General features: G+C 67.0%; 25 protein-coding genes and 1 pseudogene. 8 read left to right on the top strand and 18 right to left on the bottom strand.

The window, feature by feature from the left end; all coding sequences use genetic code 11:
* Window positions 1–20 precede the first annotated feature (20 nt).
* A complete protein-coding gene (locus B047_RS0101705; protein ID WP_018465231.1) occupies window positions 21–512 on the top strand; it encodes a DinB family protein in 492 nt (163 codons plus the stop codon).
* Here B047_RS0101705 and B047_RS18070 read toward each other — a convergent pair.
* From B047_RS18070 to B047_RS0101685, 4 genes and pseudogenes are all read right to left on the bottom strand, one after another.
* On the bottom strand, window positions 484–654 hold the full coding sequence (locus B047_RS18070) for a hypothetical protein (RefSeq protein ID WP_018465230.1): 171 nt from the start codon (window positions 652–654) through the stop codon (window positions 484–486). The genes B047_RS0101705 and B047_RS18070 overlap by 29 nt on opposite strands.
* A 49-nt stretch (window positions 655–703) precedes the next feature.
* Window positions 704–934 (bottom strand): annotated as a pseudogene (locus B047_RS18260) (FAD-dependent oxidoreductase); the annotation flags it as partial.
* Window positions 935–969: 35 nt separating this feature from the next.
* Window positions 970–1,617, bottom strand: a complete 648-nt coding sequence (locus B047_RS16010; protein WP_018465229.1) for a GNAT family N-acetyltransferase — start codon at window positions 1,615–1,617, stop codon at window positions 970–972.
* Window positions 1,602–1,844, bottom strand: coding sequence for an FMN-binding negative transcriptional regulator (locus B047_RS0101685; protein ID WP_018465228.1), 243 nt, complete (start codon window positions 1,842–1,844; stop codon window positions 1,602–1,604). The genes B047_RS16010 and B047_RS0101685 overlap by 16 nt, the downstream gene beginning before the upstream one ends.
* A 66-nt stretch (window positions 1,845–1,910) precedes the next feature.
* Here B047_RS0101685 and pdxR point away from each other — a divergent pair, with 66 nt between their 5' ends.
* From pdxR to B047_RS0101670, 3 genes are all read left to right on the top strand, one after another.
* Entirely contained in the window at window positions 1,911–3,392 is a 1,482-nt protein-coding gene (pdxR, locus tag B047_RS0101680; RefSeq protein WP_018465227.1) for a MocR-like pyridoxine biosynthesis transcription factor PdxR, read from the top strand.
* Window positions 3,393–3,508: 116 nt separating this feature from the next.
* Window positions 3,509–4,183: a response regulator transcription factor gene (locus tag B047_RS0101675; protein WP_018465226.1), complete on the top strand. Its 675-nt coding sequence runs from the start codon at window positions 3,509–3,511 to the stop codon at window positions 4,181–4,183.
* A gap of 162 nt (window positions 4,184–4,345) precedes the next feature.
* Window positions 4,346–5,764 (top strand): sensor histidine kinase, encoded by a 1,419-nt coding sequence (locus tag B047_RS0101670; RefSeq protein WP_018465225.1) that lies wholly within the window; start codon window positions 4,346–4,348, stop codon window positions 5,762–5,764.
* Here the strand turns inward: B047_RS0101670 and B047_RS0101665 are convergent.
* From B047_RS0101665 to B047_RS0101640, 6 genes are all read right to left on the bottom strand, one after another.
* A complete protein-coding gene (locus B047_RS0101665; protein WP_018465224.1) occupies window positions 5,715–6,113 on the bottom strand; it encodes a DUF2089 domain-containing protein in 399 nt (132 codons plus the stop codon). The two genes, B047_RS0101670 and B047_RS0101665, sit on opposite strands and share 50 nt — an antisense overlap.
* A gap of 48 nt (window positions 6,114–6,161) precedes the next feature.
* Window positions 6,162–6,470: a hypothetical protein gene (locus tag B047_RS0101660; RefSeq protein ID WP_157205772.1), complete on the bottom strand. Its 309-nt coding sequence runs from the start codon at window positions 6,468–6,470 to the stop codon at window positions 6,162–6,164.
* An 82-nt stretch (window positions 6,471–6,552) separates the two neighbouring features.
* The gene (locus B047_RS0101655) at window positions 6,553–6,990 is read right to left on the bottom strand and encodes an SHOCT-like domain-containing protein (protein ID WP_018465222.1); all 438 of its coding nucleotides are present in this window, start codon (window positions 6,988–6,990) and stop codon (window positions 6,553–6,555) included.
* Window positions 6,991–7,067: 77 nt separating this feature from the next.
* On the bottom strand, window positions 7,068–7,727 hold the full coding sequence (locus tag B047_RS0101650) for a DUF4097 family beta strand repeat-containing protein (RefSeq protein ID WP_018465221.1): 660 nt from the start codon (window positions 7,725–7,727) through the stop codon (window positions 7,068–7,070).
* Between the two features lie 4 nt (window positions 7,728–7,731).
* The gene (locus B047_RS18505) at window positions 7,732–7,866 is read right to left on the bottom strand and encodes a hypothetical protein (protein WP_018465220.1); all 135 of its coding nucleotides are present in this window, start codon (window positions 7,864–7,866) and stop codon (window positions 7,732–7,734) included.
* Between the two features lie 4 nt (window positions 7,867–7,870).
* On the bottom strand, window positions 7,871–8,059 hold the full coding sequence (locus B047_RS0101640) for a hypothetical protein (protein WP_018465219.1): 189 nt from the start codon (window positions 8,057–8,059) through the stop codon (window positions 7,871–7,873).
* Between the two features lie 238 nt (window positions 8,060–8,297).
* Between B047_RS0101640 and B047_RS0101635 the strand changes: the two genes are divergently transcribed.
* A complete protein-coding gene (locus B047_RS0101635) occupies window positions 8,298–9,410 on the top strand; it encodes an XdhC family protein (protein ID WP_018465218.1) in 1,113 nt (370 codons plus the stop codon).
* Between the two features lie 12 nt (window positions 9,411–9,422).
* Here the strand turns inward: B047_RS0101635 and B047_RS0101630 are convergent, their stop codons facing one another.
* A complete protein-coding gene (locus B047_RS0101630; RefSeq protein ID WP_040778780.1) occupies window positions 9,423–10,031 on the bottom strand; it encodes a nucleotidyltransferase family protein in 609 nt (202 codons plus the stop codon).
* Between the two features lie 116 nt (window positions 10,032–10,147).
* Between B047_RS0101630 and B047_RS0101620 the strand changes: the two genes are divergently transcribed.
* Window positions 10,148–10,609 carry an SRPBCC family protein gene (locus B047_RS0101620; RefSeq protein ID WP_018465215.1) on the top strand — a complete coding sequence of 154 codons (462 nt, stop codon included), beginning with the start codon at window positions 10,148–10,150 and terminating at the stop codon, window positions 10,607–10,609.
* 20 nt (window positions 10,610–10,629) lie between these two features.
* On the opposite strand, the gene B047_RS16005 is transcribed toward B047_RS0101620, so the two are convergent.
* Window positions 10,630–11,919 carry a sensor domain-containing diguanylate cyclase gene (locus B047_RS16005; RefSeq protein WP_018465214.1) on the bottom strand — a complete coding sequence of 430 codons (1,290 nt, stop codon included), beginning with the start codon at window positions 11,917–11,919 and terminating at the stop codon, window positions 10,630–10,632.
* 389 nt (window positions 11,920–12,308) lie between these two features.
* A complete protein-coding gene (locus B047_RS0101610) occupies window positions 12,309–13,874 on the bottom strand; it encodes a DNA repair protein RecN (RefSeq protein ID WP_018465213.1) in 1,566 nt (521 codons plus the stop codon).
* Window positions 13,875–13,968: 94 nt separating this feature from the next.
* Between B047_RS0101610 and B047_RS0101605 the strand changes: the two genes are divergently transcribed.
* Entirely contained in the window at window positions 13,969–14,802 is an 834-nt protein-coding gene (locus B047_RS0101605) for a sulfurtransferase (RefSeq protein ID WP_018465212.1), read from the top strand.
* On the opposite strand, the gene B047_RS0101600 is transcribed toward B047_RS0101605, so the two are convergent.
* Both B047_RS0101600 and B047_RS0101595 read right to left on the bottom strand, forming a co-directional pair.
* Window positions 14,799–15,656: an SDR family NAD(P)-dependent oxidoreductase gene (locus tag B047_RS0101600; protein WP_018465211.1), complete on the bottom strand. Its 858-nt coding sequence runs from the start codon at window positions 15,654–15,656 to the stop codon at window positions 14,799–14,801. The two genes, B047_RS0101605 and B047_RS0101600, sit on opposite strands and share 4 nt — an antisense overlap.
* On the bottom strand, window positions 15,653–16,018 hold the full coding sequence (locus tag B047_RS0101595) for a 4'-phosphopantetheinyl transferase superfamily protein (RefSeq protein ID WP_018465210.1): 366 nt from the start codon (window positions 16,016–16,018) through the stop codon (window positions 15,653–15,655). The genes B047_RS0101600 and B047_RS0101595 overlap by 4 nt, the downstream gene beginning before the upstream one ends.
* Before the next feature lie 23 nt (window positions 16,019–16,041).
* On the opposite strand from B047_RS0101595, the gene rsmF reads away from it, so the two are divergent.
* Complete coding sequence (rsmF, locus tag B047_RS0101590; protein ID WP_018465209.1) at window positions 16,042–17,403, top strand: 16S rRNA (cytosine(1407)-C(5))-methyltransferase RsmF; 1,362 nt, start codon at window positions 16,042–16,044, stop codon at window positions 17,401–17,403.
* 61 nt (window positions 17,404–17,464) lie between these two features.
* Here the strand turns inward: rsmF and B047_RS0101585 are convergent, their stop codons facing one another.
* The 3 genes from B047_RS0101585 to aroC are packed head-to-tail and all read right to left on the bottom strand — an operon-like array spanning window position 17,465 to window position 20,211.
* The gene (locus B047_RS0101585) at window positions 17,465–18,508 is read right to left on the bottom strand and encodes a 3-dehydroquinate synthase (protein ID WP_026234483.1); all 1,044 of its coding nucleotides are present in this window, start codon (window positions 18,506–18,508) and stop codon (window positions 17,465–17,467) included.
* Window positions 18,489–19,049, bottom strand: coding sequence for a shikimate kinase (locus B047_RS0101580; protein ID WP_018465207.1), 561 nt, complete (start codon window positions 19,047–19,049; stop codon window positions 18,489–18,491). Before B047_RS0101580 ends, B047_RS0101585 begins: the two co-directional genes overlap by 20 nt.
* 10 nt (window positions 19,050–19,059) lie before the next feature.
* Entirely contained in the window at window positions 19,060–20,211 is a 1,152-nt protein-coding gene (aroC, locus tag B047_RS0101575; protein WP_018465206.1) for a chorismate synthase, read from the bottom strand.
* Between the last annotated feature and the right edge of the window lie 25 nt (window positions 20,212–20,236).

Below are 20,236 nucleotides of genomic sequence, written 5' to 3'. Positions count from 1 at the left end.
CGAGGCGATAGCATTGAAGCATGAACCCCTACCTCGCCCGCATCATCGCCCTGCTGGGGAAGGACGACCCCGTGGCTTCCCTGGCAGCCATGCCCCAGCGGCTCGAGGAGCTCCTGCCCCGGCTCGAGCCCGATAGGAGCTACGCTCCGGGCAAGTGGACCGCGCGCGAAATCCTATGCCACCTGGCCGACACCGAGCTGGCCATGGGCTTTCGCTTTCGCCAGACCCTCGCACAGGACAACCACACGGTGCAGCCCTTCGATCAGGATGCCTGGGCTGCGCGCTACGGGGGCTTGCCTATACGGCTGGCCTTCGAGACCTTCAAGGCCCTGCGGGCCTGGAACCTGGCGCTTTTGCGCGGCCTGAGCGAGGAAGACCTGGAGCGCAGCTACTACCACCCCGAGCGCGAGGAGTGGGAGAGCCTGCGCCTGCTGGTGCGCTTTTGGGCCGGGCACGACCTCAACCACTTAGGACAGCTCGAGGTCATCGCTTCGCAAAGCGCGCAAGGCTGAAGGGCTCGAGGTTCACCGCGCTTTGCCCCTCGGTGATCACCTGGGCGATGGCCTCGCCGATCCCCGCCGAGTGTTTGAAGCCGTGACCGGAGCAGGGCGAGGCCACGAATACCCCCGGCAACTCGGGGTGCCAGTCCAGCACGAAGCCGCCATCCGGGGTGGCGGCCTGCTGCGTGCTTGCTTGCGAGGATCAGGCCACCCACGGCGTGCAGCAGGCGCTGGCCGCTCTGGGCCTCCAGCTCGCGCCAGATGGCGTGAGAGCGCAGCACCAGCGGGACATCCTCTGCGCCTTCGCCGATGGCCTGCCGGGTGATGCGGGTCTCGCCGTGGCTGCTTCCCCGGTCGTGCGGCGGGTCGAAGCGGTCGAGGCCGATAGCCCGCACCCCGCGCTTGGCGAGTTGGTACAAGGTGGCGCTGCCCATCGCGCCCAGCCCGATCACGGCGACGTCGGCGGTGTTCATGGAGCGTATTTTGCCAGAAAGCCCTCGAGCCGCGCCTTCACCTCGGACCACTCCTCCAGCAGGAGGCTATACACGGCGCTGTCGCGAATTCCACCGTCGGCGGCGGGTAGGTGGGCCCGCAGCACCCCGTCGAGCCTAGCCCCCAGGCGCTCGATGGCCCGGCGCGAGCGCTGGTTGCGGGCGTCGGTCTTGATGGTTACGCGCCGCACTCCCCAGACCTCGAAGGCGTGGGCGAGTTGCAGCAGCTTGGCCTCGGTGTTGACGCCGCTGCGCTGAGCCTGGGGAGCCAGCCAGGTCCAGCCGATCTCCACGGCGTCGGGGAGGCCCCCTCGAGCCAGCGGGCTCCCGGCGGGCCACCTCCAGTGCTCAAAGTTGGCGAAGCGGGTGCTGCCCACGGCTTTTCCACAGCGCTTGTCTACGGTAACGAAGGGCAGCGCGTTGCCCCGGGCCTGCTCGTCGAGGGCGCTCCGGATGTAGGCCTCCATGCCCTCGGCGCTGCGCGGTACGGTGGTGAAAGGGTAGGCCTCGGCCTGGGCGAGCTCGAGCAGCACCGGCAGGTGCTCCAGGGTGAGGGGCTCCAGGCGCACCAGGCGGCCTTCCAGGGTGATGGGGCGGGCGATGGCCGGGTTCACCGTGCCCTCCACGCCACCTCGTCATAGCCCCTGCGCCTGGCGTCTTGGGGGGCAGTGCGCTCGAGGCTGCTCCACTGGGGGTTAGCGCGAGCCAGGTGGGCCTCGAGGCGGTTGTGCTCCGCGTCGAGCACGAAGGGCAGTCCCTCGTGCACGCTGACCAGGGTGGCGAAGCTGAATTGCCGCATCAGCCCGTGCAGCAGGGCGGGGTCCTCCACGCGGAAGTGGTTGGGCAGGTACATGCCTTTGAGGGTAGAGCCTGATTGGACCGATCTAAAGAGCCAATCATGCGTGTTACACTGGAGCCAATGCTGAGCCTGCCCGGTTTTAGACCCCAGGGCGGAAGCCCCCTGTACCGCCAGCTCTACGATTACCTGCGCGAGGGCATCCTCAAAGGGCAGCTCGCGCCCGGCACCCGCTTGCCCCCTACCCGCGACCTTGCCCGCGAGCTGGGGCTCTCGCGCAACACCGTCGTCAGCGCCTTCGAGCAACTGTTGGCCGAGGGCTACCTCGAGGCCCGCGTGGGCGACGGCACCTACGTGGCCCGCACCCTTCCGGGCCAGTGGGAAAGCCGTCCCCTAGCCGAGGGGCCCAACCCAGACGGACGGCGGCTCTCCCGGCGCGGGGAGGAGCTGGCCCGCACGCCCGTTACCCTGCGGCGTAAGCGCGGCAGCGGGGCCTTCCGCACCGGCCTGCCCGACTTTCGAGCCTTTCCCATGAAGCTGTGGGCCCGGCTCGAGGCCCGCCACTGGAAGCTGGCTTCCGACGAGCTGCTCAACTACAGCGACCCGGCGGGGCACTACCCTCTGCGCGAGTCGGTCGCCGCCTACCTGCAGGCCTCGCGCGGGGTGGTCTGTACCCCCGAGCAGGTCATCGTCACCACCGGTTCGCAGCAGGGGCTAGACCTGGCGGCTCGCCTCCTGCTGGACCCCGGCGACGCGGTGTGGGTCGAGGATCCCGGCTACTTGGGGGCTCGAGGGGCTTTCCTGGCGGCTGGGGCGCGGGTGGTGGCGGTGAGCGTGGATGGGGAGGGCTTGGACGTGGCAGCGGGACGGCGGCTCGAGCCCCACGCCCGGTTGGCCTACGTGACCCCCTCCCACCAGTACCCCCTGGGTGTGACCCTGAGCCTGAGGCGGCGGCTGGAGCTGTTGGAGTGGGCCTCCGAGCAATCGGCCTGGATCGTGGAGGACGACTACGACAGCGAGTACCGCTACCGGGGCCGCCCGCTGGCGGCCTTGCAGGGCCTCGACCGCGAAGGCCGGGTGATCTACGTGGGCACCTTCTCCAAGGTGATGATGCCGGGCTTGCGGCTGGGCTACTTGGTGGTTCCCTCTGACCTCATCGAGGCTTTCGTGGCCGGGCGGGCCCTGATGGACCGCCACCCGCCGGGGCCGGTACAGGCGGTGCTGGCCGAGTTCATCTACGAGGGGCACTTCGTACGCCACATCAAGCGCACCCGCCTGCTCTACGCCGAGCGACAAGAGGCGCTGATTGCAGCGCTGCAGCGCCACTTTGGCGGATGGCTCGAGGTTCACCGGGCCGATGCCGGGCTGCACCTGGCGGCCTGGCTGCCTCCGGGCATCGACGACCAGGAGGCCTCCCGCCTGGCCGCCGAGCAGGGCATCGAGGCGCTGCCGCTGTCGGCCTACAGTCTGGCTAAGCCCCCTCGCGGCGGCCTCATGCTGGGCTACGCGGCCTTCACGCCCGCCGAACTCGAGGAGGCCGTGGTGACCCTGCGCGAGGCCCTGACCCCACTCATGCAAAAACCAGACACGACCCACGCACCATGAAGTGGACCTTCACATCCACGCTTTTCCCCAGACTCGAGGCCAACTTGATGAGAGGACTCTAAGTTATCCCGGCAACTTCTCATGAGAAAAGCGCCTACTTTGCAAACATGGAACACATGGACCAGCCCCTCATCCTGATCATCGAGGACGAGAAGGACATCGCTCGGTTCATCGAACTCGAGTTGCAGGCCGAGGGCTACCGCACCGAGGTGGCTTACGACGGGGTGACGGGGCTTTCGCGCTTCCGCGAGGTCAACCCCAACCTGGTGATCCTCGATCTGATGCTGCCCGTGGTGGACGGGCTCGAGGTGGCCCGCCGCATCCGCAAGACCTCCAACATCCCCATCCTCATCCTCACCGCCAAGGACCGCGTGGAGGACAAGGTCGAAGGGCTCGACGCCGGAGCCGACGACTACCTGGCCAAACCCTTCTCCATCGAAGAATTGCTCGCGCGCATCCGCGCCCACCTGCGCCGCGTCACCCCTGCCATCACCGGCGAGATCCGCGTGGCCGACCTCATCATCAACCTCGAGGGTCGCGAGGTCTTCCGCGCCGGGCGGCGCATCGAGTTCTCCAACAAGGAGTTCGAGCTGCTCGAGCTTCTGGCCAAGAGTCCCGGCAAGGTCTTCAGCCGCTTCGAGATCGAGGAGAAGGTCTGGCCCGGCTACCAGGGCGGCTCCAACGTGGTCGACGTCTACATCGGCTACTTGCGCAAGAAGCTCGAGGGCCCCAACGAGCGCCGGTTGATCCATACGGTGCGCGGGGTGGGGTATGTGCTGCGTGAGGATTGATGCCGCGATTCAAACGCCAAACGCAAGACGTAGCAAAACGTAGGGGTGGGCACGGGGCCCACCCTCTCCCTCCTATGGACCATCAGCCATCGGCGACCGTTCGTTGAGTGCCTCACCAAGCTTTGGGCCTTTAGTGTTTAGCGTGAGGCGTCGGGCATCCTTATGACGCTACGCATCCGCATCACCTTGCTCACCCAGGCCATCCTGGTGGCCTCGCTGCTGGTGCTGGGCGTCATCGTCTACGTGAGCTTGCGCAGCTACCTATTCTCCGGCATCCGGCCCGAGCTCGAGGCCGCCCTCTCCCAGATCGAGTCCAGCCTGGCCGACCCCGACCCCCTGATCCGGCAGGAGGCCCTGACCCGCATCTCGCCCAACCTCTACGCCCAGCTCGTGGTGGTCATCGGGGAGCCCGAAGCTCCGGGCCCCGAAAGCATCATCTCCTTGCTGAGGAGCCCCAATATGGGCAGCCACAACTTCTCGGTGCTGACCTCTGGCCTGTATCGGGTGTGGCGGGGGGAGACCATTTACCAAAGGGCCTCGATCCCCCGCGATAACCTGCCCTCGCTCAACGTTCAGATCATGGCCAAGCGGCTCAAGGCCGAACTCCTGGGCGACGTCCGGGATTTGATCGTGGTGGTGGGGAGGCCGCTGGATTCGGTGAACTTGGTGCTTTCGCGCTGGCTTCAGGTCTACAGCGTGATGGCCGTGCTGGTGCTGCTGCTAGCGGCATTGCTGGCCCAGCGGCTGGTGCGGCGCACCCTCGAGCCCTTGGAGTGGGTGGCCCGCAAGGCCGAGGCGGTGAGCCAGCGGCCCGAGGCCCTGCCCGAACCCGAGGGCAAGGATGAGGTGGCCGCGCTGGTTCGCTCGCTCAACCGCATGATGGCGCGCTTGGAGGGTACCTGGCAGGCCCAGACCCAGTTCGTGGCCGATGCCTCGCACGAACTGCGCACCCCCATCACCGCCATCCTGGGTCACGTGAACTTCCTGCTACGCCGCACGCCGCTCACCGAGCAGCAGCGGGAGAGCTTGGAGGTGATCGCGCGCGAGAGCGAGCGTATGAAAAAGCTCGTCAGCGACCTTCTGGAGCTCTCCAAGAGCGGGAGCTGGAAGATCCAGATGGGGCCGGTGCACGTGCTTACCCTGCTCGAGCAGATCCAGGAGGACTACGCCAGGAGCTTCGAGGGCCGCATCGAGCTCGAGGCTCCGGAAAGGCTCTGGGTGCAGGGCGACCCCGAGCGGCTGCACCAGGTCTTCGCCAACTTGGTCTCCAACGCCATCAAAGCCAGAGCCACCCGGGTGCGGCTGGTGGCCCGCGACGTCTCGGCAGGGGTGGTGATCCGGGTGGAGGACAACGGCGAGGGTATCCCCGCCGAGCACCTGCCTCGCCTCTTCGAGCGCTTCTACCGGGTAGACAAGTCCCGCGACCGCGAGCGCGGCGGTACGGGGCTGGGGCTGGCCATCGTGAAGAACATCGTCGAAGCCCACGGTGGGCGGGTGTGGGTGGAGAGCACGATGGGCAAGGGTACGACCTTCAGCGTCTCCTTAATGCGCGCAGCCGCTCCGCAGCCTCAGTTGCACTGATCTCGCCCTTCTCCAATAGGTTCAGGATCTCCTGCTTCTCCTCGAGGCTGGGGCCGGGAGGGGGTACTTCCTCGTACTCGTAGCCCAGGGTCTTGAGCAGGCTCTCGAAGCGGGCCCGCACGGTGGGGTAGGAGAGTCCCAGGATGCGCTCGACCTCTTTGAGGTTGCCGCGCACCTTGACGAACAGGCGCAAGAACTCGAGCTGCTCGGCGGGCAGTTGGGCGAATTCGTTGGGCTGGAACTCTCCCCTGACCTCGGTGCGGCACTGGGGGTTGGAACAGATCAGGCCCGACACCCGCAAAGGGCTCTGGCAGGCGGGGCACTGCGTGGGGACGGGGTAGATTCTCATGGGAGTCACCTTTCTGAGCCTCTGGAGGGCGAAGGGCCGGAATACCGTTCACCACTGTCCGATCTTGACCCGCACCGGGCCGCGGAAGCTCCTGAGGGGTATCCCGGAGGGGATTTCCCCTAGCTCGACGTCGACCATCGTGAAGGCTCCCTGGCGGCGGATCAGGCGCAGGCCGATGCGGGCTTGCTCGAGGTAGTAAGCTGCCTCCCGGTTCCAGCGCCCGGTGACGCGCCCGGCCAGGTAGGCCAGGCCCTCGAGCCCCAGCGTGGGGATGAAGAACACAAGGGGAATGGGGAGGATGGGCACCCGTACGTAGACGTATAGAAAGCGGGGGAGGAGCCGCTGTGGTGTCAACACAAGACCATTGTGCTCTTTCTTCGAGGTCAAGATTTGCACGGCCATGACGTCCTCCGGTGCTCCTCAGGTGTTCGGCGCTCGTTCACACCACCTCGATGACCACGTGCATGCTGCCCTTGAGCGGGCTGGGCTGGTCTTCGCTGCCGGTAAACTGGGCCATGTCCTGGATTTCCACGTCTACCAGGCGGCCTTCGGGCAGGTCGCCCTTGAGCATGTCGAGGATGCCCGCCAGGTCGATGCCCTGGGCGCTCATGGCCTGCTTGGCTTCCGGGGGAATGAAGCTGGCAGCGAATTTGGCCAGCGAGACCGGCAGGTTGACGTTGACCTTGATCCCCTCGCCACTGACCGAGATGCGCAGCATTTTGGCGATGCCCTTGGCCGGGGGCACCGCCACTGCTACCGTGCCGGGGGTACGGGGGCTCGTGGCCTGAGGTTCGATGGCCTCGAGCAGCCGCACGGCCTCCTCGACCGAGATCTTACCTTCCTTGACCATATCCATGATTCGGCGCTTGTCTTCCATAGCCGTCCCCTTGATCTTCAGGTGAAGAGCTTGAGATTGCCTACGAGGATGTCGAAGCCCCGCCTCGGGCAGCGCCTTCAGGCCCTCACTTCCAGGTTGCCTACGCTGACGGAGGCCTCGAGCTGCGCCTGCCCCTGCCCCACCTGGCGGGGGGTGGTCTCGAGGTTGCCCAGGCCCACCCGCGACTCCACCTTCACGCTCGAGCCGGGCAGGATCTTCACGTCCACCTCGCCCAGCGTCACGTGCAGGCGGTGGCGGCCCTGGGTGAGCACCACGCTGCCCTCGATCTGGCCGGTTTTGACCTCCACATCCACGCCCTGTACGTCGCTCAAGTCCACCTCGCCCGCCATCAGCCGGGCTTTGACGTAGGGCAGGCCCCTGGCCCGCACCTCACCCGCCGTGCCGTGCACCTCCAGGCCCCACCCGGCGGGCACCCGCACGTTTACCCTCCCGACCTTGAGCCCACCCACGGTGGTCTGAGGGGCGACCTCGAGGTCGCGCCCGTTCTCGCGGGTTTCCACCTTGCCCTCGACCTCCGGCTCCCGGAGGTTAGGGTCGAAGCTGGCTACCAGTTCCCCGGCGGTGAGCCGCACCCGCACCCAGCGCAGGGTGGAGGGGGCGTCGGGGGTTGCGGGCTCGCTGAGGGGAGTCCCCAGAGCTTCGCGCAGCAGCCGGGCTTCTTCTTCGGTGATCTTGCCTTCCTCGAGCAGCTTTTCGATCCGTTCGTGGTCGTTCATGGCTTCAGGCCTCCTGGATGAAAGTGAAGAGGGGCTGGGAGGATTCCCCGCGGAGCAGGGCCTCGAGCAGAATCCTGGCCTCGTAGGGGGTTAGCTTGCCCTCGGCCACGGGTTGCTGGAGGTGCTCGCGGCGGCTCATGGTTTTAGGCGAGCGCCCGGCGGCGAGGGGTGGGGGCCTCGAGGGCTTCAGCCCACGAACGCAGCATCCGAGCGAGGTGCTGGCGCAGGGATTGGCGAGGGAGCAGACGGGCCACCTCGGCTTGAGCCCGCAGTTGGTTCAACCGCTCCAGGCTGTGAAGGCGGTACGTTTCAACTTGGTGAAACCCGAACATGCTCTACCTCCTCATCAGGAGTGTAAAGCATAGCTTTATATATTGTCAAGTCTAGCTTTACATTATGCGATTCTCGATTTGCAAAACCTCAAAACGCCCCCCACGGGCCTGCTCGAGCGCGTCGAGAAGGGGATTAAAAGGGCCTGGGGCATAGGCCCAGGGTACACCCGAGCCCCTTCCCGCGCTACTGTGCTCTCTCCCCCGTGTGCTTTAGCCCCGGCCCGATAGAATTGGCCTCGTGGAACAGCACGAAGTCCAGGCGATGCTGCAAGGCATTCGCGAGGCCCGGGCCATGGGCGAGCCCCTCGCTCTGGCGACCATCGTGGGGGTGACGGGTTCGGCCTATCGCCGCGAGGGCACCCGGATGCTGGTGCGGCAGGATGGCAGCTACACCTGCATGCTCAGCGGGGGTTGCCTCGAGCCCGAGATCGTGGAAGTCGCCCGGCAGGTCATGCAAAGCGGCCAGCCCGTGCGCACGGAGTACAACCTCGACGAGGAGGTGACGTGGGGATTGGGCATCGGCTGTGGGGGTGCGGTCGAGATCTACATCGAACCCCTGCGGGATGAGCCTGTCACCAACCGCTGGCTCCAGGCCCTCGAGCGGGGTGAGTTGGCGGTGTTGGCTACTCCCCTCGAGCCCGCTTTGGGCCGCTTGTTTCTCAGCGAAGCGGCGTCGGAGGGCACGCTGGGCGACGCGGGACTCGAGGCCCAGGTGCGCTCTGCGGCCCACCAACTCCTTGCCACCCTGCAGCCCAAGGCCCTCACCCGAAACCTGCAGGCCAGCGATGGGCGGTCAGTGCCGGTGTTTTTCGACGTCAGCTTGCCCCCGGCTGAACTGCTGATCTTCGGCGCCGGTCACGATGCGATCCCCCTTGTGCGCATGGCGGTAGAGTTTGGCTTTAGGGTGCAGGTGGTGGACATGCGCGATAAGTTCGCCACCCCTTCGCGCTTTCCCGGAGCCCAGGTGCGCATTCTGCGGCCCGAGCGCTTTGCTCAGGCGCTCGAGGTCGGTCCCCGCACCTTCGTGCTGGTGATGAACCACAACCTGCTCATCGACCAGAGCACCCTGGCCTTCGTGCTGCAAACCCCGGCTCCCTACATCGGCCTGCTGGGACCGCGCTCACGCTTCGCGAAGATCGTGGACAACCTGGCTAAGGAAGGCACCCCCCTCACCCCCGAGCAGATTCGGCGGATACGCAGCCCCGTAGGCCTCGCCATCGGAGCCGAGTCGCCCGAGGAGGTCGCCCTGAGCATCCTGGCCGAGATCATGGCCCTGCAGCGCGGTTATCCGGCTGGTTTCCTCAACGGCCGCGAGGGCCCAATCCACGAGCCTGCGGGGGCCCTACGCTGAAATGCGCCGTTGCTACTCGCCACCGGCTATCCGCTCGAGCGCTCGCCGGTACTCCTCGGGGGTGTCGATGTCGAAGAGGGCGGATTCGGGTAGCTCTACCACGATGGCCTCGGCCTTGTGCTGTGCGACGACCTTTTTGGCCCCCTCGTCCTTGTTTTGGCCCAGATAGGCGAACAGGTCGCGCCGGAAGATGTGGGGCGGGGCCTTGACGCCGCCAAATTGCGCGATCACCAGCGGGGGGCGGTGGATGCGGTAGGCCTCGAGCACCGCCTGGTACATCCCGGCGGTGAGGAAGGGCTGATCTCCCAGGACGAACATGGCGGCCTCGAGGTCTTTGGGAAAGGCTTCGACGGCGGCCCGGAAGGATGTCCCCATGCCTTGTGCGTAGCGCGGGTTCTCCACCAGCCTCACGCCCAGGTCGGCCACCTCGGTCCCAACTTGGGTGCTATCGCGCCCCACCACCACCCACACCTGCTCGAGCCCCGCGCCCAGGACACTGCGGGTGACGCGCCGCACCATGCTCTCTCCACCCAGCCGCAGCAGCATCTTGTTCTTCCCCATGCGGCTGCTGGTCCCGGCGGCCAGGATAACAGCGATGAGACTGGGGGAGGGGGCTTCCACTGAGCTGTTGACAGGATACAGCATGGAGGAGGGGAGGGGGATGTATGTTTGGTAGTAGGGCGAGGGCGACAGGGCTCGCCCAAGACCCGCCAGAACGTTTTGCTCGAGGTGAAGCCGTGAAACTCCAATATGCCGGCCAAGAAAGCATCCCCCTGCCCCTGAACCAGGTCTGGGCCTTCATCAGCGATCCCCACAAGGTCGCCTCCTGCCTCCCCGACGTGCAGAGCGTCGAGGTGCATGACCCCACCCACATGGACGTGAGCGTGCGCGTGGGGGTCGGCCCGGTGCGGGGAAACTTCAAGTTCAAAATCGAACTCCAGCCAGACCAGGCGGGCAACCGCATGGGCGTGAAGATCACCGGCGGCGGGCTGGGCAGCGTGGTCGACCTCTCCGCCAGCGCCGACCTCAGGGAAGAGGGGGGCAGCACTACCCTCGACTGGAAAGGCGAGGCCGTGATGCGCGGCCCGGTGGCGGCGGTGGGCGGGCGGGTGCTCGACGCCCAGGCCCAGAAGCTCATCTCCCAGACCTTCGCCAACGTCAAGACGGCAGCGGTGCAGGACTCGAGCCGCTCGGCTTGAGCTTCTTTCCCACCAAGCCCTCACTTCAGGGGCTTGTCCCGGTACATCTGGGTGTCGGCTAACTCCAGCACCTGCTCGAGGCTCATCGTCTCGCTGGCCCGGGCTGCCCCTGCGCTGATGCGCAGGGGCAGCGCCGAGCGCACCCGCTCGATCAGCGGGCCTTCTTCCCCCTCGCTCAGGTCGAGGTGCAAGCTCACGAACTCGTCGCCGCCGATGCGGTAGGCGCGGTCCCCGTGTCGCAGCAGGGTTTGCAGCGCCAAAGCCACCTCGCGCAAAACCTGGTCTCCGGCGACGTGGCCGTGCTGATCGTTGACCCGCTTGAGCCCGTCGAGGTCCCAGAAGATCATGGTCAGGGGTTTTCCCAGGCGCTGGGCCTGGGTTCGCATCCGGGCGAAACCCTCGCTCAGGGCCCGGCGATTGCCCAGGCCGGTGAGCGGGTCGGTGTGGGCCAACTCGGAGAGGTTGCGCTGGTTGAGCACGCCGTAGAGCAGCACCGCAGTCTGTAGGGCGAAGTGGGAAGCGATGGCCACGGCTTCAGGGGGGAAGGCGTCGGGGTGCTCGAGGTTGTCGAGGTTGAGCACGGCCATGGCCTCACCCCCCAGCACCACCGGGACGCAGAGATTGGCCTGGATTTTGTCGATTTTCCCCAGCTCATAACCTGGCCCCTCGCGCAGGATCAAGAACGAGCGGGCGACGATTTGGGCACCCTGCAGCAGCCGGGGCTGACCCTGCCTCCAGGCCTCTTCTCCAGACCCATACCACTTCAGCTCATCCTCATAGGGAACGGCAATGTCCATCAACTCCTGGCTGAAGCCTACCTGGGCGGCCAGACGGAACTGCTCGCCCGAGTAGTACCATATGCTCCCGGCCTGGGCTCCCGGCACCACCGCCACGGCGGTTTCCAGCACGTGCTGGAGCAGCTCCTCCAGGCGGGCGTCCCGTGTGAGCAGGTTGGAGAGCACCTCGAGGGTGGTCTGGTAGGCCAGGGCTTTGCTGTAGAGGTCGCTCACGTCTACCCCGAAGCACAGCGTTCCCCCCAGGTAGGGATGGCAGAAGAAGCGGTACCAACGACGCGGCTTGCCTTCTATTACCAGCGTGCAGTGGCCCTGATACGGTAGGGTGACGGGCGGCTGTGCTTCCACCAGCCGCAAGCGGCTTCCCTGCTCCAGTAAAGACAGGATCGGCTGACCCTCGAGCCCAAGCCGCGACAGCGCGCTCGCCGCTGCCCGGTTGTGCCAGCCGATACGGCCTTGAGGGTCCAGCCACACGACGGTTTGAGGTAAATCCAAAAGCCCCTCGAGGCCGGTCATACGTGTCTAGATTATGACCTCTCCGAGGGTACAAATGTTGCGATTTTGCACAACTCTTGCGGACGAATCGAATCGGTGCCTTTACTGCTCCAATTCCGCCATGGGCACACCCCCATTCGCAGCAAATAGACCGGGGTGCCCGGCGAGAATAGCCCAGAAAAGCTTTGGAGGTAGGGCCCCACTATCCCCAAGATGGAGGTTGTTCAATTGCCCTGGCGACCAAAGCCTTACCATTTCTACGTCAAGCTTTGTTCCAGAGCCATATGTAGCAAATTGGCGGGAAAATCCAGGAAATCTACACAAGGCACGACAAATAGACGAGCCGGGATTGAGGGCCTGCATTATCCCTCGCTGAGGGCATAGGGCCGTGGCGGGGGTTTTGTGCGCGTTCAGCCGGTTTGCAACAGTTCGCGGGCGTGCTGCATGGCCGCCTCGGAGTAGGAGCCCGAGAGCATGCGGGCCAGCTCACGCACCCGCTCCTCGCCCTCGAGCCGCTCGATCTCCACGCGGCCTTTGTCCTTGACCACCCGGTAGTGCTGCTGGGCCTGGGCGGCGATCTGGGGGAGGTGGGTCACCACCAGCACCTGCCGCCGCTGAGCCAGCCGGGCCAGCCGCTCGGCCACCCGCCAGGCGGCCTCGCCGCCCACCCCGCTGTCCACCTCGTCGAAGACCACGGTGGGGGCCTCGCTGCCGGTGAGCAGGGCCAGGGCCAGCATCACCCGTGAGAGCTCACCACCCGAGGCGGCCTTTTCCAGGGGGGCCAGATTCAGGGCAGGGTTGGCGCTGAAGAGCAGCTGCACCTCCTCCAGCCCCTCCGGTCCCGGCTCGGCCAGGGGGGTCAGGCCCACCTCGAAGCGGGCTTCGGGCATCCCCAGGGAGCGGATTTCCCTGGTAGCCTCGGCGCTGAGCCGCTCGGCGGCCTCGCGCCGGGCCTTGGAGAGGGCTTCCCCGGCCTCCATGAGCTGTGTGCGGGCCCGGGCCACCTCGCCCGCCAGCGCCGCCAGCCGGTCCTCGGCCCCCTCGAGCTCGGCCAGCTCGCGGCGCGACTCCTCGGCGAAGGCTAAGATGCCCTCCACCCCCTCGCCGTACTTGCGCTCCAGCCGCTCGATGAGGGCCAAGCGACCCTCGACCTCCTCGAGGCGGGCGGGGTCGGCCTCCAGGCCCTCGAGGTAGTCCTCCAGCTCGCGGGCGATGGCCCCTAGGCTGTCCAGGGCGGCCTCGAGGTCGCGGCTGAGCTCCTCCAGGCTGGCGTCATGGCGGCTGGCGCTGCGCAGCTCCCGGAGCGCGGCCCTCACGATTCCCAGCCCGTCGCCCTCGCCGCTGAGCCCGCTGACTGCCGCTCCTACCCGCTCGCGCAGGGCCTCGAGGTGGCGCAGACGTTCGACCTCGCCCTCCAGACGTTGCTTTTCCCCTGGCTCCAGCTTTGCCTCCTCGATCTCCCTGAGCTGAAAGCGCAGCACGTCCAGCCGCCGCTCGCGCTCACGGGCCGCCTGGGAGAGCCGCTCCTGCTCGGCCAGCAGGTCGCGCCAGCGGCTGTAGCTTTCGCGGTAGGCCTCGAGGCTTTGCGACTGGATGAGGCTGTCGAGCAGGTTGCGCTGGGCCTTGCGCGAGGCCAGGGCCAGCGCTGCGTGCTGGGCGTGGATGGCCAGATGCTCGGCGGTGGCTTCGGCCAGCTCGCGCATGGAGACCACCTCGCCGTCCAATCTCGGCGTGCTACGCCCCCCCGAAACCCGGCGGGAGAAGGCCTTGCCTGCGAACCAGGCGGTCACCAGCAGGCTGTCGGCCCCAGAGCGCATCATCCCCTCGGCCTTCTCGCCCAACAGCAGCGAAAGCGCGTCTACCAGGACACTCTTGCCCGCCCCGGTTTCCCCCGTCAGCACCGTGAGCCCTTCCCCGAAGTCGAGGGCCACCGACTCCAGGACGGCCAGATTCTGCACCTCGAGCCTTTCCAGCATCGCTTTTAGTTTAACCGGTGCCGTCAAGGTACGCTGAGCGCCCCAAAGCGCGACCCTACGTATGGCGCAGGGGTATGCGGTAAGGTGTTGCCATATGCACCCGCTGGTTTCCGCCGAATGGCTCTTGCAACACCTGAGCGACCCCGACCTGCGCATCGCCGACGTGCGCTTCTCGCTGGCCGACCCCCTGGCCGGGCGCATAGCCTACCTCGAGGCCCACATCCCCGGCGCGATCTACCTCGACCTCGAGGCCGACCTCTCCGGCCCGGTGCGCGAGGACCGCAAGGGGGGCCGTCACCCCCTGCCCGCTCCCCAGGCTCTAGCTGCCACCCTCTCCGAAGCGGGCATCGGCGACGGGCATCTGGTGGTGGCCTACGACGAAAACGGCATGTTCGCCCCGCGCCTGTGGTGGCTGCTGCGCTGGCTGGGTCACGAGCGGGTAGCCGTGCTGGACGGGGGGATCAAAGCCTTCGTAGAAGCAGGCGGAACCCTCACCGCTGAGCGCCCCCAACACCCCAGGGCCACCTTCACGCCCCGACCCCGCATGGATTGGGTCAAGTCGGCGGAGGAGGTGGCCGCCAGGGGGCCGGACACGGTGCTCATCGACTCCCGTGCTCCGGAGCGCTACCGGGGTGAGCTCGAGCCCATCGACCCGGTGGCCGGGCACATTCCCGGTGCGATCAACCGCAACTGGGCCGATAACCTCGGACCCGACGGAAAGTTCATCTCCCCCCAGGCCATCCGCGAGCGCTTCGCCGAGGCTTTGGGCAAGGAGCTCATCCTCTACTGCGGCTCGGGGGTGAGTGCCGCGGCCAACCTGCTGGCCCTGGAGGTCGCCGGGGTCCAAGGGGCCAAGCTCTACGCGGGCTCCTGGAGTGACTGGATCAGCGACCCCTCGAGGCCGGTGGCCACGGGGGAGCAGCCTTAGGCTTTGCGTCCGTACATCCGTCGCACCAGCCCACCCAGGATCATTTCGTCCAGCAGGCGGTCCGGCAGAAATCGGGCGAAAAGCAGCCCAATCCTCGCCCCGCGCCCTACCACGTAGCGGGTGCGGGGACGTGGGGTGGTGAGGGCGTGCTCGACCGCTCTGGCGACCTCGATGGGCGGCAGGCTCCTGCCATCAACGCTCTCGACGTAGCGGATCTGGCCCTCGATGGCCCTGCCGTAGAGCGCCTTGGCCTCAGGGGGCAGCTTCTCCAGCAACTGCCGGCCCCGGCTCACCCCTTTGCTCCAGATGGGGGTTTGGATGCTGCCAGGCTCGATCACGCTGACCTCGATCCCCCAAGCCTTCAGCTCCCGCCGCAGGCTGTCGGAAATGGCCTCGAGGGCGAACTTGGAGGCGGAGTAGGGACCAAACAAAGGGGCCGCGATCCGGCCCGAGATCGAGCTCATGTTGACGATCCGCCCTCGCCCTTGCCGCAGCATGCCCAAGACGGCCTGGGTGACCGCGACCTGTCCGATCACGTTGACCTCGAGCTGCCGCCGTAACTCCTCGAGGGGGAGGAACTCCAGCGGCCCGGCTACCGCGATGCCTGCGTTGTTCACCAGCCCGTCGAGCCTGGAGGCCTGCTCGCGGATGACCCGAGCGGCCCTGGCGATGCTTTCGCCCTCGGTGACGTCGAGCAGCACGGGATGCAGGAGGCCCTTAGCCTGATGGGCCAGGCGTTCGCCGTCCTCGAGCCTGCGCACTCCAGCCCAGACCATGTGCCCCTTCTCGGCCAGGTAGAGCGCACAGCTTTCGCCGATGCCCGATGAAGCACCGGTGATCAAAATGCGCTTCACAAAGCCTCCAGAATGACCACGGCGGTGGCGTGCTCGTGCTCGTGGGCCAGCGAGAGGTGGGCCCTCCAGCCCTCGAGTTCCATTCGCCGGGCGATGCGGGGTGCGAAGTTCAGCGCGGGCCGCGGTCCCCTCATCTCTACCCAGACCTCGCGCCAGCCGTGGTTCTCGGGCCAGCACTTCTGGAAGGCCTCCTTTGCCGCGAAACGGGCCGCCAGCGAGAGCATGGGGTCGGCCTTGGCCAGACAGTACTCGATCTCCTCGGGGGTGAAGTGCCGCTCGAGAAAGCGCTTGGGGTGACGCTCGTAAACCCCGCGCAGCCTCGAGACGGAGGCGATGTCGGTTCCGATGGCGACGATGGGCATGGAGTCATAGTAAGGTGTTCCCTGTGGATTTGCCCAAGGCCTTTTTGGCCCGCATGAGCGAGCTTCTCGGCGGCGAATTGACCGAGTTTCACCGCGCCCTCACCTCCGAGGACCGCAGCTATGGCCTCAGGGTCAATACCCTCAAGCTCACCCCCGAGCAGTTGCGTTCCATCAGCCCCTGGCCCCTCGAGCCCATCCCTTGGGTCCCTGAGGGCTTTTACTACCCCCCCGAGGCCCGTCCGGGACCGCACCCCTTTTTCTACGCGGGGCTTTACTACATCCAAGAACCCTCTGCCCAGGCGGTGGGCGCGCTGGCCGATCCACAGCCGGGCGAGCGGGTGCTCGACCTGGCGGCCTCACCCGGCGGCAAGACCACCCACCTGGCCTCGAGGATGCGCGGTGAGGGCCTGCTGGTGGCCAACGAGGTGGACGGAGGGCGCATGGGCGGGCTCTTGGAGAACGTCGAGCGCTGGGGGGCGCGGTTGGCGGTGGTCAGCGCTCCGCTCGAGCGCCTGGCTGGGCAGTGGGGGGCCTATTTCGACCGGGTGGTGCTGGACGCGCCCTGCTCGGGGGAGGGGATGTTCCGCAAAGACCCCGACGTGGTGCGCCACTGGGGGCCGGGGGCTCCGGCGAGGTCGGCCCGGGTGCAGCGCCAGCTCATCGAGCACGCCGGGGCCTTGGTGCGGCCTGGTGGGGTACTGCTCTACTCCACCTGCACCTTTGCTCCCGAAGAGAACGAGCAGGTCATCGCTCACTTCCTCGCCCGTAACCCGGAGTTCGAACTCGAGGACGCCCGGCTTCACCCCAGCTTTGCCCCCGCCGTTCCGGCCTGGGGCGATGGCAACCCCGCCCTGGTCAAAGCCGCACGCCTGTGGCCCCATCGCCTGCGTGGCGAGGGCCATTTCCTGGCCAGGCTGCGCAAGGTAGGGGGCCATGAGGAAACGCCCCCCCGAGAAAAGCTTCCTCCTCTTTCCAGGGAGTCCCGCCGGGCCTGGCAGGACTTTGCCGCCGAGCACCTGGCGACCGGCCTCGAGGGCGAAATCTGGGAGCGCGCCGGGCACCTCTACCTCCTGAGCGAGGGCCTGCCCAGCCTGGCCGGCATCAAAGCCCCGGCTCCCGGGCTCTACCTGGGCAAGGTGCAATCGGGCCGGATGCTTCCCGGCAAAGCCCTCGCGCACCACCTGAGGCCTGCCCAGATCGCTCGAGTAGTAGAGCTTTCCCCCGACGACCCCAGGGCCTTGCGCTTCGTGCAGAACCACCCCATCGAAGTCGAGGCTGAGGATGGCTGGGCTGCCGTGGCCGTGGCGACTGCGGTGGGAAGCTTCAACCTGGGCTGGGCCAGGATCAAGGGCAAGATTGCCCGGATGGGGCGGGCGGTGCTGTGAGTTGATGGCCGTGGGGTCGTATGCGAAACGCTTGACCCTCGACAAACCGCGGGCTACAAGCTCAGGGTCTACCGCTAACCCGTTCGAGAAACTCCGCGTAAACCCACCGCAGCACCTCTTCGGCCACCGGCTGCACCACCAGGTGGCCGGGTTTTAGGGGGATGACCCAGTGCAAGCTGTCGCCCAGCTTCTTCTTGTCGCGGGCCATGTAGGGCCACAGCTCATCCCAGCTCAGGGGGGGCGGGGGAGGGGGCTCTAGCCAGCGCAGTAGCCCCTCAACCGAGACCGTCAGATCGGCGCCGCCGTGGGCCTTGCCCAGCAGGGCTGCATAGAGCAGGCCGTAGGCAACGGCGGCCCCGTGAGAAAGGGTGTGGCGGGTGGCGGCCTCGAGGGCGTGGCCCAGGGTATGGCCCAAGTTGAGCTTCCTGCGCTCGCCTTTCTCGTAGGGGTCGGCTTCGACGACGCGGATCTTCACCGAAACGGCCCGCTCGAGGTACTCCTCGAGCCCCGGCCACTCCGGGTGCAGGGACTCCAGCCGCATCAGCGCCTCGTCCGCGGCGATGATCCCGTGCTTGAAAGCCTCCACCAGCCCCTCGCGGAAGAGGGGAGGGGGCAAGGTGGAGAGGCTCTCGAGGTCGAGGTACACGGCTTTGGGCGGGTAGAAGCTGCCCACCAGGTTCTTACCCTCAGGCAGGTTGATCCCGGTCTTGCCGCCCACGCTGGCGTCCACCATGGCCAAGGTGGTGGTGGGGAAGCTCACGCAGGCGATGCCGCGCAGGTAGCTCGAGGCCACGAAGCCCCCTAAGTCGGTGAGGGTGCCACCCCCGACCACGTACAGCATGCCGTCGCGGGGAAGCCCCTGCTGCGCCAGCCAGGAAAGTACCTGGCCGTAGCATTCGAGTTTCTTGGCCTCCTCACCCCCTTCCACCCCCATGCGGTGGGGAATCTGCAAGGCTTCAGCCAGCTTCAGGGCGTAGCCCTCCACTGCCCGGTCGTACAGCAGGGCCTTGGGGCCTGGGGGGGCATCCTGTCGGGCCTGGGTCAAGAGCCCCCGGCCCAGGTAGACGGGGTAAGCAGGGGGTTGATCAACGGTCAGCTTCCGCATACTCCCACAGTTTCTCGATGATCTCTTCCACCACGTCGTGGACGTCGCGCCCGTCGGTGGAGGCGTGGATGGTGGCCTGGCGGTAAATATCCCGCCGCTGGTCCATGAGTTGCTGGATGCGGGTCAGGGGGTCGGCGCCTATGAGCAGGGGGCGCTGTCCGGGGCGGCGGCTCACGCGCTCGAGGATGGTCTGGGGGCTGGCCCACAGCGCGATCACCGGCCCACGGGCCAGCAGTCGCTCGCGGTTTTGGGGCTGGGTGAAGGTGCCCCCGCCCAGGGAGAGCACCAGGTAGTCCTTCTGCACCAGCTCGGCTACCGCCGCGCTTTCCAAGCGCCGGAAGGTCTCCTCGCCCAGATGGGTGAAGATGTCGGGGATCGACAGCCCGGTCTCGCGCTCGATATAGCCGTCGAGGTCGATGAAGTGCAGCATCAGCGCTCGAGCCAGCTCACGCCCGATGCGGCTCTTGCCCACCCCCATGAAGCCGGTCAGGGCGACCCAGGTGACGGGCCGCTCGATCTTTAGGATGTGGGGCTGGCTCATCCCGCACCCATCAGTAGCTCCGCACCCGCTCTTTGTAGCGCTCCACCCGCTCGATGAGCTCGTCTAGGGTGTCCCCGCCGAACTTCTCCAGGTAAGCCTGGGCCAGTACGATGCCCACCACCGCCTCGAGGATCACGCTGGCAGCGGGCACGGCGGTGGTGTCGCTGCGCTCGCGAGCGGCGTCGGCGGGCTCATGGGTCACCACGTCCACGGTGGGCAGGGGCCTCATCAGGGTGGCGATGGGCTTCAAGGCCGCCCGCACCACCAGCTCCTCGCCGTTGGTCATGCCGCCCTCGAGGCCCCCCGCTCGGTTGGTCTTGCGGTAATAGCCCCGCCCCTCTTCCCAGTAGATCGGGTCGTGCACCTCGGAGCCGGGCTTCATGGCGTTGTCGAAGCCACTGCCGATCTCCACCCCCTTGATAGCCGGGATGCTCATGGCCATGTGGGCGATGCGCCCGTCCAGCTTGCGCTCCCAGTGCATCTGCGAGCCCAGCCCCGGCACCAGACCCCTGAAGCGGGCCTCGATGACGCCGCCCAGGGTGTTCCCGGTGGCCTTGGCCTCGTCCACCCGGCGGATCACCTCGGCTTCGCTGGCGGGATCGGTCATGCGCACCGGGCTTTCCTCGATGCGCTCCTTGAGGCTCCAGTCGAAGGGGGTTGCGCTCCACACCCCGGCCATCCCGCTCACATAGCCCACGCTCTCCACCCCGAAAAACCACAGCAGCTTGTGAGCGATGGCCCCCACCGCCACCCGGGTGGCGGTTTCGCGGGCCGAGGCGCGCTCGAGCACGTCCCGCAAATCCTTGTGAGCGTACTTGATGCCCCCCGGCAGGTCGGCGTGGCCGGGCCGGGCCGCGGTGAGGGCCTTCTTGCGCGGCTCGTTGCCCGCAGCCGGGTCCATGATCTCGCTCCAGTTGCGCCAGTCGGCGTTCTTGATCACCAGCGTCACCGGGGCTCCGGTGGTGCGTCCCATCCTCACCCCGCTCAGAAGCTCGACCGTGTCCGTCTCGATCACCATCCGCCGCCCGCGCCCGTAGCCCCCCTGCCGCTTTCTCAGCCAGGGATTGATGTCCTCCACGGTCAGGGGCAGCCTCGAGGGCAGGCCCTCCACGATCGCGGTGAGCTGAGGCCCGTGGGATTCGCCCGCAGTCAGAAAACGCATGCCAAGAGCTTAACACACCAAAAAG

Source organism: Calidithermus timidus DSM 17022, assembly GCF_000373205.1.
GTDB lineage: Bacteria > Deinococcota > Deinococci > Deinococcales > Thermaceae > Calidithermus > Calidithermus timidus.
Note: the sequence above shows the minus strand (reverse complement) of the source record. Positions and strands in the feature narration are given on the sequence as shown.